Below are 13545 nucleotides of genomic sequence, written 5' to 3'. Positions count from 1 at the left end.
AGCCCCGCCGCGTCACAGACCCCGGCGCCGCCGCCGGCCGCCCCGGTGCAGACCGCCGATCCGTTCGGCGAGCCGTTCACGCTGGAGCCGAAGAAGGTCGTGATGCTGAAGGGCACGGCCAATTGGGATTCCGCCTTCGACGCGCTGATCGAGGCGTTCAAGCAGCTCACCGCCCTGCTCGACAAGGACGGCATCAAGGCATCGGGCAACCCGATGATCGTCTACACCTCGACCGACGACACCGGCTTCACCTTCATCGCCGAAATCCCGGTCGATCAGGATGCGAAGAACCTCGGCAAGAACATGAGCATGGGCAATTCCCCCGACGGCAAGGCGCTGAAGTTCGTCCATCGCGGTTCCTACGACAACATGGACAACACCTATGAGGCGATCACCAATCACCTCGACGACAAGAAGCTCGAAGCCAAGGACACCTTCATCGAGGAATACATCACCGATCCCTTGAAGACCGCCGAAGACAAGCTTGTGATCAACGTCTACGTACCCCTGAAGTGAACCAGATGACCAATCGCCTTCCTTTCGCCGCCACCCTCATCGCGACCACCCTGCTGGCGGCACCTGCATTAGCCGACAGCGACTTTCCCCCGGCGATCTCGGTCACCGGCGAGGCCACCGTATCGGCGGCGCCCGACCAGGCGCAGCTCGACGCAGGCGTTACGACCGACGGCAAGACCGCACGCGAGGCCACCGAAGCCAACAATGTGACGATGGGCAAGGTGCTGGCGGCGCTGAAGGGCGCCGGCATCGCGGAAAAGGATTATCAGACCTCGCGGCTGTCGCTGCAGCCGCAATTCGCCAACCGGCCGCCGTCGTCGCCTAACGCGCCGCCCAGCATCGTCGGTTATCACGCGAGCAATCGCGTCACGATCAAGCTGCACGATGTCAGCAAGGTTGCTGGTGTCATCGACGGGCTGGTGGGCGCCGGCGCCAACGATGTCGGCGCACTCAATTTCTCGGTGTCGCAGGCCTCGAAGCTGCTGGACGACGCGCGCGAAAAGGCTGTCGCCGACGCCCGCCGCAAGGCGGAGATCTACGCCAAGGCCGCCGGCGTCACGCTCGGCGCGCCGTTGAACATCGCGGAAGTCGGCTCGGCGCCGGTGCCGATGTTCCGCGCCAAGATGGCCACGGCCGGATTCGCCGCGGCACCGACGCCGGTGGCGCAGGGCGAGGAGACGCTGACGGTGAATGTGAGCGTGTCCTGGGCGATCAAGGAGAAGTAATTCGAGACGGCCCAATCAGTGTCGTCCCGACGAAGGCCGGGACGACGGTTAAATCTCGAATACCTGTCCCGGCTTCAGCGTCAAAAACTTCTCGCGCGGCACGCTCGCCGCGTCGAGCGCTTGGCCCAGCGCGATCGCGGGCGCGTCGATCGCTTCGTCGGTCAATTGGAACGTGCCGTGGTGATGCGCCAGCGCTTGCGCCGCGCCGCAATCGGCGAGCGCCTTCACCGCATCCTCCGGGTTCATGTGCTGGTCGCGCATGAACCAGCGCGGTTCATAGGCGCCGATCGGCAGGATCGCGAGCCTTAAGGGGCCGTGCGCCTCGGCAACCCGGCGGAAATGCCGCCCGTCGCCGTAACCGGAATCGCAGACGATGTAGAGCTTGCCGGCCGGCGTCTCCAGCACGAAGCTCGCCCACAGCGCCTTGTTGCGATCGAACAGGCCGCGCGCCGACCAGTGCCGCGTCGGCGCCAGCGTCGCCGCGAGTCCGTTGCCGAGCTCGACGCGCTGATGCCAGTCGAACGCCTCGGCCTTGATCGCGACATCGGACGCACGCATCGTCACATCATTGCCGAGCGGCGTGATCACCCGCGGCGCAAACGCGGCATGCAGCTTCGACAGCGTCGCGACGTCGAGATGGTCGTAATGGCCGTGCGACACCAGCACGACGTCGATGTGAGGCAATTTGTCGAAGGCAATGCCGGGATCATTGTGCCGCTTCGGCCCGGCAAAGCTGAACGGCGAGGCGCGCATCGACCACACCGGATCGACCAGAATGTTGCGGCCTGAGGTCTGGATCAGCCAGCTGGCATGGCCGACGAAGCAGAACCGCACTTTATCGCCCTCGACGCGCGGCGGCGGCGTATCGGCATGGGGGCTTGGCGCCCATTCCGGCCAGACTGCGCGTTTCCGGCCGCCCCCGAACTGCCAGCGCAGCACCTCGCCGAGCGATTTCGGCGGCGAGCCATCCGGATCGAAGAAGTGCAGGCCGTCGAAATGATCCGAGACGGGGCCGTCATAGGTTTTCATGGTAGTCATCCAGATCGAGGGCACGCCGATCGCAGCGGCGGCTCCGGTCAAGGTTGCGAAAAGGCGGCGGCGGGTGATGGGCAAGCGGGTTCCCGAATAGGAGGCAGGCTCCGTTTATATGGGTGGCAGCGGCGAATTCGGAATCGACGGAGCAAAACGACATAATTTCAATACCTTAAGGTCAAACCCAGACCGACTGCAGCGAAACTTTCCTTGACTTTGCCGCCCCGGCAGCGTTTAACGCCGCGACTTTCTCGGAAAGCTCCGTCTTTTCGACCCGCCGACTGGTCCTGGAGGCCAGAGGCCAACGCCCGACAGCGCGATGCGCCCTCGGGCGCGAAAGTGTTTGGATTTCCTTCTCCCTCGCCCCGCTCTTGCGGGGAGAGGGTCGGGGTGAGAGGCTCTCTCCGCGGATGATGCGCGTGGATAGTCCCGTACCCCCTCACCCGGATCGCAAGGGCGATCCGACCTCTCCCCGCAAGCGGGGCGAGGTGAAAAGAGGACAACGGCATTGTTCGACAATCTGTCGGAACGGCTTGGTGGCATTCTCGATCGTCTGACGGGGCGCGGTGCGCTGACCGAAAAGGATGTCGATGCCGCGATGCGCGAGGTGCGCCGCGCGCTGCTCGAAGCCGACGTCGCGCTCGAGGTGGTCCGCAGCTTCATCGACCGTGTCCGCGAGCAGGCGATCGGCGCAACCGTCGTCAAGTCGGTGACGCCGGGCCAGATGGTGGTGAAGATCGTCCATGACGAGCTGGTCGCCACGCTCGGTTCCGACGGCCAGACCATCGACATCAACTCGGTGCCGCCGGTGCCGATCATGATGGTCGGTCTGCAAGGCTCCGGCAAGACCACCACCACCGCAAAGCTCGCGCGCCGCATGGTCCAGCGCGACAAGCGCAAGGTGCTGATGGCCTCGCTCGACGTCTACCGCCCGGCGGCGATGGAGCAGCTCGCGGTGCTCGGCCGCGATCTCGACATTCCGACGCTGCCGATCGTCGCGGGCCAGATGCCGCCACAGATCGCGCGGCGCGCGCTCGAGGCCGGCAAGCTCGGCGGCTACGACGTCGTGCTGCTCGACACCGCCGGCCGCACCACGCTCGACGAGGACATGATGAAGGAGGCGGCCGAGATCAAGGCCGCCGCCAACCCGCACGAAGTGCTGCTGGTCGCGGACTCGCTCACCGGCCAGGACGCGGTCAACCTTGCGCGCTCGTTCGATGAGCGCGTCGGCCTCACCGGCATCGTGCTGACAAGAGTGGACGGCGACGGCCGCGGCGGCGCCGCGCTGTCGATGCGCGCAGTCACCGGCAAGCCGATCAAGCTGATCGGCACCGGCGAAAAGACCGACGCACTGGAAGACTTCCATCCGAATCGCATCGCCGGCCGCATCCTCGGCATGGGCGACGTCGTCTCGCTGGTCGAGAAGGCCGCCGCGAACATCGACGCCGAGAAGGCCGCGCGCACCGCCGAGCGCATGCGCAAGGGTCAGTTCGACCTCAACGACATGCGCGAACAGCTGCAGCAAATGGCCAACATGGGCGGCATCGGCGGCCTGATGGGCATGATGCCCGGCATCTCCAAGATGAAGAACCAGATCGCCGCGGCCGGCATCGACGACAAGATTTTGAAACGCCAGGTCGCGATCATCGATTCAATGACGCGGCAGGAGCGCAAGAACCCGGATCTCCTGAAGGCGAGCCGCAAGAAGCGCATCGCGGCCGGCGCCGGCCAGAGCGTCGAGCACGTCAACAAGCTTTTGAAGATGCACCGGAACATGGCCGACATGATGAAGGCCATGGGAAGCGGCAAGCGCGGCCCGCTCGCCGGCATCGCGCAGGCGATGGGCTTTGGCGGCGGCATGAAGCCGCCCTCGCCCGAGGAGATGAAGGCGATCGCCGAGAAGATGCAGGGCGGCGCCGGCGGCGGCCTGCCCAACCTGCCGAAAGATTTGCCCGCAGGGCTGCGCGGCGGCCTGCCGAACGTGCCGGGCCTGACCGGCCTTTCCGGCAAGCCGATGCTGCCGGGCCTCGGCGGCTTCCCGGGCAAGAAAAAATGACTCTCTTTCGTCATTGCGAGCGCAGCGAAGCAATCCATCTCACCGCCCGCGGAGACATGGATTGCTTCGTCGCTTCGCTCCTCGCAATGACGGCGTAACTGACCAATACAGACTTCAAACCAACACTTAAGGAGAACTAGATGTCCGTTGTTATCCGCCTCGCTCGCGCAGGCACCAAGAAGCGTCCGGTCTATCACGTCGTCGTCGCCGACTCGCGCTTCCCGCGCGATGGCCGCTTCATCGAGCGTCTCGGCCACTTCAACCCGCTGCTGCCGAAGGACAACGAAGCGCGCCTGAAGCTCGACATGGACAAGGTGAAGGCCTGGCTCGCCAAGGGCGCGCAGCCGTCGGATCGCGTGACCCGCTTCCTCGACGCCGCCGGCGTCAAGAAGCGCGCGCCGCGCAACAACCCCGAGAAGGCCGTGCCGCGCAAGGAGCGCAAGGCGCAGGCTGAAGCCGCCGCCAAGGCTTAAGCTGAACGGCGACCACGGTGGCTGCACCGGTCTGTGTCGCCCGTATCGGCGCTGCGCATGGTGTGCGCGGCGCCGTCCGGCTGTGGACCTTCACCGAAGATCCGCTGGCCGTGAAGGATTACGGCCCGCTGATGACCAAGGACGGCACGCGCCAGTTCGAGGTCACGCATGCGCGCGAGGCCAAGGACCATCTGGTGGTGACGCTGACGGGCGTCGCCACCCGCGACGACGCCGAACGGCTCAACGGTCTCGAGCTCTACGTGCCGCGCGACCGGCTGCCGGACACCGACGACGGCGAATACTACCACACCGATCTGATCGGGCTCGCCGCGGTGACGACGGCAGAGCAGCCGCTCGGCAAGGTGATCGCGATCCATAATTTCGGCGCTGGCGACATCATCGAGATCGCCCCGCCGCAGGGCGCGACGATGCTGCTGCCCTTCACCAACGCGGTGGTGCCGACTGTCGATCTTGCCGGCGGCCGCGTCGTGATCGACCTGCCGCAGGAAATCGACGGCGACGATCCGTCGGCGGCCTGACCAGGAAACACTCCTTTTTTTGAGCATGATCTTTTCTGAAAACCGGTTCCCACTTTTCCGGATCATGCTCTAGCCTGTCATTCTGCCCTGCTGCTCGAGCCAGTCGCAGAACACCGCGCTGTGCGGATCGTTGCTGCGGCCCGCCGGAAAATACGCGAAGTAGCTCCGCGCCGGCAGGCTGACGTCTGGAAACGGCGTCACCAGACGCCCGGCCGCGAGATCGTCCGCGATCAGCGCAGTCGGACCCATCGCGACGCCGAGGCCATCGAGCGCGGCTTGGATCGTCAAATAGAAATGATCGAACGTCAGCGCCGCTGCCGGCTCGAGCGCGGAGTGCCCCGCTTCGGTCAGCCAGTCGCGCCACAGCCGCGGCATCGACGTGACATGCAGCAGCGTGTGCCGCGAGAGGTCCGCGATCTCGTGCAGTGGCAATTGCGCGAGCAATGACGGGCTGCACACCGGCAACCGCCGCTCCGACACCAGGAAGCGCGACGAGAAACCGTGGAAGGTGTCGGGCCCGCCGCGGATCACGACGTCGAAGGATTCAGGCAGCGCATCCACCGGATCGTTCGACGTGCTCAGCCGCACCTCGATGTCAGGATGCTCGGCGCGAAACCGGCTCATCCGCGGCAGCAGCCACCGCAAACTGAATGTCGCGAGCGCGTTGACGCGCAACACCGCCACCGCGGCATCGCCGCGCCGCTCGCGATGCTGCTGTACGGCGGCCGAGATCCGGTCGAGCGCCGGCGCGAATTCCGCCAGCAGCGCCGCGCCCGCCGGCGTCAGCACCACCCGCCGCACCGAGCGCCGGAACAGCGCCGGCGCGCCCAGCCATTCCTCGAGCAGGCGGATCTGCTGGCTGACGGCCCCGTGCGTCACGCTGAGCTCGGCGGCGGCTTCCTTGAAGCTGCCGAGCCGCGCGGCGGCCTCGAAGGCACGGACCGCATTGAGCGGCGGCAGGCTGCGGCGTGGGACGAACATGCCCCCTCAATACCAGATTTTCTAACGCATGATCCGATTATTACTGATTTGTGACAGACGTTTAGGCGGCGCATAGTGTCTTGCAAGCTTCTCGTATCTCTTCTCTTTCTGGAAATCTCGCCTGATGCCCATCCGCCCAAACTTTAGATTTTCTTGTGCCGGATGGCTGCAATGAGCGTATCCGCAGAAGCCGGCGCATCCTCCCCCGGCAGCGTCAGGACGACCCGCACGTTGACGGTGACTGGGTTGAACCACGCCCTCCACGACGGCTACACCGACCTGATCTACGTGCTGTTGCCGGTCTGGCAGGCCGAGTTCGCGCTGAGCTACGCGCTGCTGGCGCTGCTGCGCGGGCTCTATGCCGGCGCCATGGCCGGCTTGCAGATTCCGGTCGGGCGCATCGCAGAACGGATCGACGGCAAGATCATCCTGATCGCGGGCACGGCGCTGTCGGCGCTCGGCTATGTATTCGCCGGCTTCTCCGGCGGCGTGATCGGACTTGGCCTCGCGCTGGCGCTCTCCGGCGCGGGCTCGAGCACGCAGCATCCGATCGCTTCATCAGCGGTGTCGCGCGCCTATGGCGCGGGCGCGCGCGGGCCGCTCGGCATCTACAATTTCTCGGGCGATCTCGGCAAGGCGGCGATCCCGGCGCTGACCTCGATCCTGCTCGTGATCATGTCATGGCGGCACACGCTGCTCGTGCTCGCATTGGCAGGATTGCTTGTCGCGATCTGCATCGCGCTCTGGATGCCGTGGGTCGGCAAGGGCGCCGGGCACAAGGCGACCACGGCATCGCGCCGCGAGGGTGCAGGCGGCGGCTTTCCCTGGCTGCTCGCGATCGGAATTCTCGACACCGCGGTCAGGATGGGCTTCCTCACCTTCCTGCCGTTCCTGTTGCGCGACAAGGGTGCGTCGCTGCCGACCAACGGCCTCGCGCTGGCGCTGGTGTTCATCGGCGGCGCCGCGGGGAAATTCACCTGCGGCTGGCTCGGCGAACGCGTCGGCACGCTGCGCACCGTGCTGATCACCGAAGGCGGCACGGCGGCGCTGATCGTTGCGGTCCTCGTATTGCCGCTGGCGCCAGCCATCGTGCTGCTGCCGCTGCTCGGCGTGATGCTCAACGGTACCTCCTCGGTGCTCTACGGCACGGTGCCCGAGCTCACGCCGGCGCATCAGACCGAGCGCGCTTTCGCGCTGTTCTATACCGGCACGATTGGATCGGGCGCGATCGCGCCGGTGCTCTACGGCCTGCTCGGCGACGCACTCGGCCCGACACTCGCCACCACCGCGACTGCGCTCACGGCGCTGGCGATCTGTCCGCTTGCGGTGGCGCTGGCGCGGCATCTCGCGGACGAGCCAAAGGCGGCGTGACGCACAGCGCGCCAAGCCCGGGCGACTGCCTGTCTTCTCCTTCCCCCTGAAAAGGGGGAAGGTCGGGATGGGGGTCAGCCGCAGGCGACGCTAGATGTGGAGAGACTTGATCCCCACCCGCTTTGCTCTGACGAGCAAAGCGACCTCCCCTTTTCAAGGGGAGGTTCGAGCTGTAGCCCGGATTGCGCTTCGCTCCATCCGGGCTACTTAATCGGGGTGTCGAGGAGCATACTAATGACAAGCACGCACAAGGCCTGGCGGTTGCACGCCCACAATGATCTTCGCTTCGAGGATGTCGCAACGCCCCAGCCCGTGCCCGATGGCGTCGTGGTGCGGATCGAGGCCGGCATGGTGCTGTCCTACACCAACAAGCTGCTCTCAGGCGCGCTGCCCTACAGCCTGCCGCCGATGCCGTTCGTGCCGGGCACCAATGCGATCGCACGCGTCGTCGCTGCCGGCGAGAACGTCACGCATGTGCGGAGCGGCGACCGCGTGTTCCTGAGCCCGCATCTGCGCGGCGACGTGCCGGATCGCGATCCGCCGCAGATCCTGATCGGCCTCACCGCGACGGTGACGACGCCGGAGGCGCTCGCCTTGCAGGCGCGCTGGCGCGACGGCGTGTTTGCCGAGATCGCGCACTGGCCGGCCGCCTGCGCCACGCCGCTCGCCAATCTCGACGACAAACCGGCGACCGAGCTGATCGGGCTAGCGAAACTGATCGTGCCGTTCGGCGGCTTGCAGCGCTCCGGCCTGCGCGGCGGGCAGACCATCATCGTCAACGGAGCGACCGGCTATTTCGGCTCGGGCGGCGTGATGCTCGCGGTCGCGATGGGCGCGGGCCGCGTCGTCGCCGTCGGACGCAAGCAGGCCGCACTCGAGCAGTTGCGCGATGCATTCGGCCCGCGCGTCATCCCCGCCGTCGTCAGCGGCGATGCATCGGCCGATCTTCAGACCATCCGCCGCGCCGCCGGCGGCAGCGCCGATGTCGCGCTCGATTTGCTCGGCACCGCGAAGAGCACCTCGACCACGCTCTCGTGCCTGCGCGCGCTCAAGCGCGGCGGCCGCATGGTGCTGATGGGCAGCGCCGAAGTGCCGCTCGAGCTCTCGTTCCGCGAGATGCTGGCCAATGACTGGGAGGTGGTCGGGCAGTTCATGTACGACCGTACCGCACCCGGCCAGCTTGCCGCTCTCGCCGCCGAAGGCCTGCTCGACCTGCGCAAGATCAACGTCGCGAGCTTCGCGCTCGCCGACTTCCGCCGCGCGGTCGACGCCGCCGCCATGATGCAGAGCCTCGACCTGACGGCCGTGGTGCCGTAACCAAAGGCCATGACATCGCAAGAGTCCCCATCCCAAGCGGCAGCATGGCGCGCCACCGTGCTGACCCTGTTCCCGGACATGTTTCCGGGACCGCTCGGCGTGAGCCTCGCCGGCAGGGCGCTGGCTGGCGGCCTCTGGTCGCTGGAGGCGCGCGATATAAGGGCATCGGCGACCGACAAGCACCGCAGCGTCGACGACACGCCGGCCGGTGGCGGCCCGGGCATGGTGCTGCGGGCCGACGTGCTGGCGGCGGCGATCGATGCCGCCGCGATCGCGCCTGATCGCCCACGCCTCTTGATGAGCCCGCGGGGTCGGCCATTGACCCAGACCCACGTCGCCGAGCTGGCGGCCGGGCCCGGCCCCCTGATCGTCTGCGGTCGCTTCGAGGGCATCGACCAGCGGGTGATCGAGGCGCGGGGACTGGAGGAGGTCTCGATCGGCGATTATGTGCTGTCCGGCGGCGAAATCGCCGCGATGGCGCTGATCGACGCCTGCGTCCGCCTGTTGCCGGGGGTGATGGGGAAGCCGGCCTCGGGAACCGAGGAGAGCTTCTCCGAAGGACTACTGGAATACCCCCAATACACCCGTCCGCAGGAGTTCGAGGGCCGCCAGATCCCGGAAATCCTGATTTCCGGCGATCATGCCAAGGTTGCGGCCTGGCGGCTGGCCCAATCCGAGGCCCTGACGGCGGCCCGGCGGCCCGATCTCTGGGCTAGGCGCGCCGGCCAAAAAGCCGCTCCGCGACGGACAAAAAACACGACAGACGGGTGACAAACCCTGCGCTTTGCCTTATAGGCACGGCCTAATCCGCACACGCGCAGGATAGATGGACGTTTGCGCAGCCCGCACAGGCTGGGCGCGCCGCCGATGGAGATTTCGATGAACCTTATTCAGCAGCTCGAAAAAGAGCAGTTCGACAAGCTTGCCGCCACCAAGGAAATCCCGGAGTTCGGCCCCGGCGATACCGTCATCGTCAACGTGAAGGTGGTCGAAGGCGAGCGCACCCGCGTGCAGGCCTATGAAGGCGTTTGCATCGGCCGTTCCGGCCAGGGCCTCAACGAGAGCTTCACCGTGCGCAAGATTTCGTACGGCGAAGGCGTCGAGCGCGTCTTCCCGGTGATGTCGCCGATGATCGACTCGATCAAGGTCGTGCGTCGCGGCAAGGTGCGTCGCGCCAAGCTCTATTACCTGCGCAACCTGCGCGGCAAGTCGGCCCGCATCGTCGAGAAGCAGGACCGCCAGACCGCCGTCGGCGAGTAACGTTTCCATCAAAAGGGGATGTGACCAAAAGCGCGGGGCCAGCCCCGCGCTTTTTTGTTGCGGCATACCTATCTGACGTAGCACCCCGCGCATCGATCGATTGTCGCGGGCGCGAGCCCTGTGTTAGAAATTTAGAATGGTTCCGGATCAAGCAAGCCAGCGCTGCCCAAGTCAGACCTGCAAGCGCGTCGTGATCGACGATCGCTCGCGGCTGCCCGGCCGCTTCTTCGGGCGCTTTGCGACGTCGGCAACGTCTGAGCTTAGACGCGCAGCTTAACGCTGCCTGGACGCTTTCGCCTGCTCGTGCGCCTAAGACGCGCTCAACGCCATTCACCACTGAATATCTTCTGGAGCTGAAGCTCATGTCCAAACCGACCACGCTGTACGACAAGATCTGGAACGACCATCTGGTCCATGAGGCCGAAGACGGCACCTGCCTGCTCTATATCGATCGCCACCTGGTGCACGAGGTGACCTCGCCGCAGGCGTTCGAAGGCCTGCGCGCCGCCGGCCGCAAGGTGCACGCGCCCGAGAAGACGCTCGCCGTCGTCGACCACAACGTCCCGACCACCGATCGCTCGAAGCCGAACCCTGACCCCGAGAGCATCGAGCAGATGCGGGTGATGGCGGAGAACGCCAAGGAATTCGGCATCGAATATTACAACGAATTCGACAAGCGCCAGGGCATCGTCCACGTCATCGGCCCGGAGCAGGGTTTTACGCTGCCCGGCACCACCATCGTCTGCGGTGACAGCCACACCTCGACGCATGGCGCGTTCGGCGCGCTGGCGCACGGCATCGGCACGTCAGAGGTCGAGCATGTGCTGGCGACGCAGACGCTGATCCAGAAGAAGGCCAAGAATATGCGCGCGATCGTCGACGGCAAATTGCCGGAAGGCGTGACCGGCAAGGACATCATCCTGGCGATCATCGGCGAGATCGGCACCGCCGGCGGCACCGGCTATGTGCTGGAATATGCCGGCGAGGCGATCCGTGCGCTGTCGATGGAAGGCCGCATGACGGTCTGCAACATGTCGATCGAAGGCGGCGCACGCGCCGGCCTGGTCGCGCCCGACCAGAAGGCGTTCGACTTCCTGCGCGACCGCCCGAAGGCGCCGAAGGGCGCCGCATGGGATGCCGCGATGCGCTACTGGGAGACGCTGCGCTCCGACGAGGGCGCGCATTTCGACCACGAGCTGCGGCTCGACGCCGCCAAGCTGCCGCCGATCGTCACCTGGGGCACGAGCCCTGAGGACGTGATCTCGATCACCGGCTTCGTGCCCGATCCCGACAAGATCGAGGATGAGGCGAAGCGGCTCTCCAAGCACCGCGCGCTGAAATATATGGGCCTGACCGCCGGCACCAAGATCACCGACATCAAGCTCGACCGCGTCTTCATCGGCTCCTGCACCAACGGCCGCATCGAGGATTTGCGCGCTGCTGCGAAGATCGCCGAGGGCAAGACCGTCAACGCCAGCGTCAACGCGATGATCGTGCCGGGCTCGGGCATCGTGAAGGAGCAGGCGGAAGCCGAAGGCCTCGACAAGATCTTCATCAAGGCCGGCTTCGAATGGCGCGAGCCGGGCTGCTCGATGTGCCTTGCGATGAACCCGGACAAGCTGAAGCCGGAGGAGCGCTGCGCCTCGACCTCGAACCGCAACTTCGAGGGCCGCCAGGGCTTCAAGGGCCGCACCCATCTGGTGTCGCCCGCGATGGCCGCGGCCGCCGCGATCGCCGGTCACTTCGTCGACGTCCGCGACTGGCGGTAAGGAGAGGTTTCGCCTCAAGCTCGAGCCGTTGCGGAAACGGCTCGTTAACGGAGCGCACGCACACTGCCTCCTTGCGAAAGCAACCTTCGCAAGGAGCGCGTGCCGTGGCCGATAAACCCGAATTCGTCGACATGATCAGCGACGCGACGCGCCAGAAACGCCGTCGCCGCGCCGCGCCGCGCATCATCGATCCGCTTCCCGAGGTGAAGGAGACCTCGCGCCTCAGCCACTGGCCGCCGGAGCGCTGGACGCAATGGCGGATGGAGAACCTGACGCCGTGGAAGATCAAATCCTGGAAGCTGAAGAACTGGGACTAGGTGCATGATCCGGAAAAGTGCGAAGCGGTTTTCCGAAAAGATCATTCTCAAACAAGAGTCTAAGGCGCGATCAACCTCATCTCATCGCGCTTCAGCTTGACAAGCCGGGCGCCGCGAGGCGCCCGCTGTCATTTTCAGGCCTTACCAATAAACCCCGTACGGCCGCCAATGGTGACGGTGATGCCACCACGGCCGGCAGATCCGCCGCGGCCCGTAATAGGTCCAGACCACCCGACAGTGCCGGTGGTGATAATAGGCCGGGTAATAATACGACGGTCCGTAGAAGTAGCGCCGGTGATGGAAGTGCCGGCGATAGCCGTAGCGGTAACCGCCGCCATAGAAGCGGTGGTAGCCGCCGTAATGGCGATGGAAGCCGCCGTAGCGATAGCCGCCATGAAACGCCGGCGCGGCGCGGAAGCCGCCACCATGGAAGCCGCGAAAACCGCCGCCATGGAAGCCACCGCCGTGAAATCCGCCACCGTGGAAACCGCCGCCATGAAAGCCTCCGCCGTGGCCACCGCCACCGCCATGCCGAACCTGGGTCGTCATTCCGTCTGCCGCGGATTTCGCCGCAGGCGCGGTGCCCGGGCTCGCCAGCGACAGCGCTTCGGCGCGTTGCTGCGCGGCGATCGACAATGCGAACAACGCGGCCGCCGCAACACCAAGGCGGCGCACCAGTCGACGCCGCAAAGAGCTCTCCCTCATCTCCGAACTTCCCTGACAACAGCAATGACAGCCGTGCTGCATGGCAGCCGGTCGCATTGCGTTCATTGCAGTCGCTCCCGGCATGACGCTAAGAATGCGCAACTGAATGCGTCATGAACGCGCAAGGCGCGCACGACGGAAAATCCGGAGAGAAGCCCCGTGACTGTCTATGTGGTCGTGCAGCTCAAGATGACCGATCGGGCCGCCTATGACCGGTATCAGGCGCGCTTCTTCGACGTGTTCAGGAAGTTCAACGGGCGGCTGCTGTCGGCCGACGAACATCCCGCGGTGCTCGAAGGCAATTGGGATCGCGACAAGCTTGTGCTGATGTCATTCCCCGACGAAGCCGCATTCCGCGCCTGGTCGGAATCGCCTGAGTACGTCGAGATCTCCAGGAATCGCAAAGCGGGTGCGCAAGGCATCGTGCTGCTGGCGAAGGGCTTTGCGCCATGACGCCGCCGGAGCAGCTCCGATCGGAGCCGCT

At 65.8% G+C, this 13545-nt stretch carries 15 protein-coding genes; 12 read left to right on the top strand and 3 right to left on the bottom strand.

The annotated features are described in order from the left end of the window. Together AC628_RS19375 and AC628_RS19370 are read left to right on the top strand one after the other, a co-directional pair. On the top strand, window positions 1-516 hold a 516-nt coding region (locus AC628_RS19375; protein WP_074128357.1), incomplete at its 5' end, for a GyrI-like domain-containing protein. 5 nt (window positions 517-521) lie between these two features. After that, window positions 522-1241 (top strand): SIMPL domain-containing protein, encoded by a 720-nt coding sequence (locus tag AC628_RS19370; protein ID WP_074128366.1) that lies wholly within the window; start codon window positions 522-524, stop codon window positions 1239-1241. 48 nt (window positions 1242-1289) lie between these two features. Here AC628_RS19370 and AC628_RS19365 read toward each other — a convergent pair whose 3' ends face one another. Then, on the bottom strand, window positions 1290-2354 hold the full coding sequence (locus AC628_RS19365; protein WP_074128356.1) for an MBL fold metallo-hydrolase: 1065 nt from the start codon (window positions 2352-2354) through the stop codon (window positions 1290-1292). A gap of 427 nt (window positions 2355-2781) precedes the next feature. Here AC628_RS19365 and ffh point away from each other — a divergent pair, with 427 nt between their 5' ends. The 3 genes from ffh to rimM all read left to right on the top strand — a co-directional run bounded on the left by ffh (window position 2782) and on the right by rimM (window position 5341). Continuing rightward, window positions 2782-4329 carry a signal recognition particle protein gene (ffh, locus tag AC628_RS19360; RefSeq protein ID WP_074128355.1) on the top strand — a complete coding sequence of 516 codons (1548 nt, stop codon included), beginning with the start codon at window positions 2782-2784 and terminating at the stop codon, window positions 4327-4329. 140 nt (window positions 4330-4469) lie between these two features. Then, complete coding sequence (rpsP, locus tag AC628_RS19355; RefSeq protein ID WP_050424979.1) at window positions 4470-4802, top strand: 30S ribosomal protein S16; 333 nt, start codon at window positions 4470-4472, stop codon at window positions 4800-4802. 17 nt (window positions 4803-4819) lie between these two features. Continuing rightward, window positions 4820-5341, top strand: coding sequence for a ribosome maturation factor RimM (gene rimM, locus AC628_RS19350; RefSeq protein WP_074128354.1), 522 nt, complete (start codon window positions 4820-4822; stop codon window positions 5339-5341). A gap of 69 nt (window positions 5342-5410) precedes the next feature. Here the strand turns inward: rimM and gcvA are convergent, their stop codons facing one another. Further along, window positions 5411-6322: a transcriptional regulator GcvA gene (gene gcvA, locus AC628_RS19345; RefSeq protein ID WP_074128351.1), complete on the bottom strand. Its 912-nt coding sequence runs from the start codon at window positions 6320-6322 to the stop codon at window positions 5411-5413. 171 nt (window positions 6323-6493) lie between these two features. Between gcvA and AC628_RS19340 the strand changes: the two genes are divergently transcribed. From AC628_RS19340 to AC628_RS19315, 6 genes are all read left to right on the top strand, one after another. Then, window positions 6494-7693, top strand: coding sequence for an MFS transporter (locus AC628_RS19340; protein ID WP_074128349.1), 1200 nt, complete (start codon window positions 6494-6496; stop codon window positions 7691-7693). Window positions 7694-7927: 234 nt separating this feature from the next. Further along, complete coding sequence (locus AC628_RS19335) at window positions 7928-9010, top strand: zinc-binding dehydrogenase (RefSeq protein WP_074128348.1); 1083 nt, start codon at window positions 7928-7930, stop codon at window positions 9008-9010. 9 nt (window positions 9011-9019) lie between these two features. Further along, window positions 9020-9781, top strand: coding sequence for a tRNA (guanosine(37)-N1)-methyltransferase TrmD (gene trmD / locus AC628_RS19330; protein WP_074128347.1), 762 nt, complete (start codon window positions 9020-9022; stop codon window positions 9779-9781). A gap of 108 nt (window positions 9782-9889) precedes the next feature. Then, window positions 9890-10270 (top strand): 50S ribosomal protein L19, encoded by a 381-nt coding sequence (rplS, locus tag AC628_RS19325; RefSeq protein WP_028336277.1) that lies wholly within the window; start codon window positions 9890-9892, stop codon window positions 10268-10270. A 362-nt stretch (window positions 10271-10632) separates the two neighbouring features. Beyond that, window positions 10633-12039: a 3-isopropylmalate dehydratase large subunit gene (gene leuC, locus AC628_RS19320; protein ID WP_074128345.1), complete on the top strand. Its 1407-nt coding sequence runs from the start codon at window positions 10633-10635 to the stop codon at window positions 12037-12039. Between the two features lie 104 nt (window positions 12040-12143). Next, window positions 12144-12356, top strand: a complete 213-nt coding sequence (locus AC628_RS19315) for a hypothetical protein (protein WP_074128344.1) — start codon at window positions 12144-12146, stop codon at window positions 12354-12356. Between the two features lie 141 nt (window positions 12357-12497). Here AC628_RS19315 and AC628_RS19310 read toward each other — a convergent pair whose 3' ends face one another. Further along, the gene (locus AC628_RS19310) at window positions 12498-13061 is read right to left on the bottom strand and encodes a hypothetical protein (protein WP_074128343.1); all 564 of its coding nucleotides are present in this window, start codon (window positions 13059-13061) and stop codon (window positions 12498-12500) included. A 159-nt stretch (window positions 13062-13220) separates the two neighbouring features. Between AC628_RS19310 and AC628_RS19305 the strand changes: the two genes are divergently transcribed. Continuing rightward, window positions 13221-13514, top strand: a complete 294-nt coding sequence (locus AC628_RS19305) for a DUF1330 domain-containing protein (RefSeq protein WP_074128342.1) — start codon at window positions 13221-13223, stop codon at window positions 13512-13514. The last annotated feature ends 31 nt before the right edge of the window (window positions 13515-13545 follow it).

It is taken from the genome of Bradyrhizobium sp. NAS96.2, assembly GCF_001908235.1.
Taxonomy (GTDB): Bacteria; Pseudomonadota; Alphaproteobacteria; order Rhizobiales; family Xanthobacteraceae; genus Bradyrhizobium.
Note: the sequence above shows the minus strand (reverse complement) of the source record. Positions and strands in the feature narration are given on the sequence as shown.

What these genes read in the sequence shown, in the direction of transcription:
- gcvA (WP_074128351.1), bottom strand. Translation starts at nt 6,322, where the DNA reads ATGTTCGTCCCACGCCGCAGCCTGCCGCCGCTCAATGCGGTCCGTGCC.
- AC628_RS19335 (WP_074128348.1), top strand. Translation starts at nt 7,928, where the DNA reads ATGACAAGCACGCACAAGGCCTGGCGGTTGCACGCCCACAATGATCTT.
- leuC (WP_074128345.1), top strand. Translation starts at nt 10,633, where the DNA reads ATGTCCAAACCGACCACGCTGTACGACAAGATCTGGAACGACCATCTG.
- rplS (WP_028336277.1), top strand. Translation starts at nt 9,890, where the DNA reads ATGAACCTTATTCAGCAGCTCGAAAAAGAGCAGTTCGACAAGCTTGCC.
- trmD (WP_074128347.1), top strand. Translation starts at nt 9,020, where the DNA reads ATGACATCGCAAGAGTCCCCATCCCAAGCGGCAGCATGGCGCGCCACC.
- AC628_RS19340 (WP_074128349.1), top strand. Translation starts at nt 6,494, where the DNA reads ATGAGCGTATCCGCAGAAGCCGGCGCATCCTCCCCCGGCAGCGTCAGG.
- AC628_RS19370 (WP_074128366.1), top strand. Translation starts at nt 522, where the DNA reads ATGACCAATCGCCTTCCTTTCGCCGCCACCCTCATCGCGACCACCCTG.
- AC628_RS19310 (WP_074128343.1), bottom strand. Translation starts at nt 13,061, where the DNA reads ATGAGGGAGAGCTCTTTGCGGCGTCGACTGGTGCGCCGCCTTGGTGTT.
- rpsP (WP_050424979.1), top strand. Translation starts at nt 4,470, where the DNA reads ATGTCCGTTGTTATCCGCCTCGCTCGCGCAGGCACCAAGAAGCGTCCG.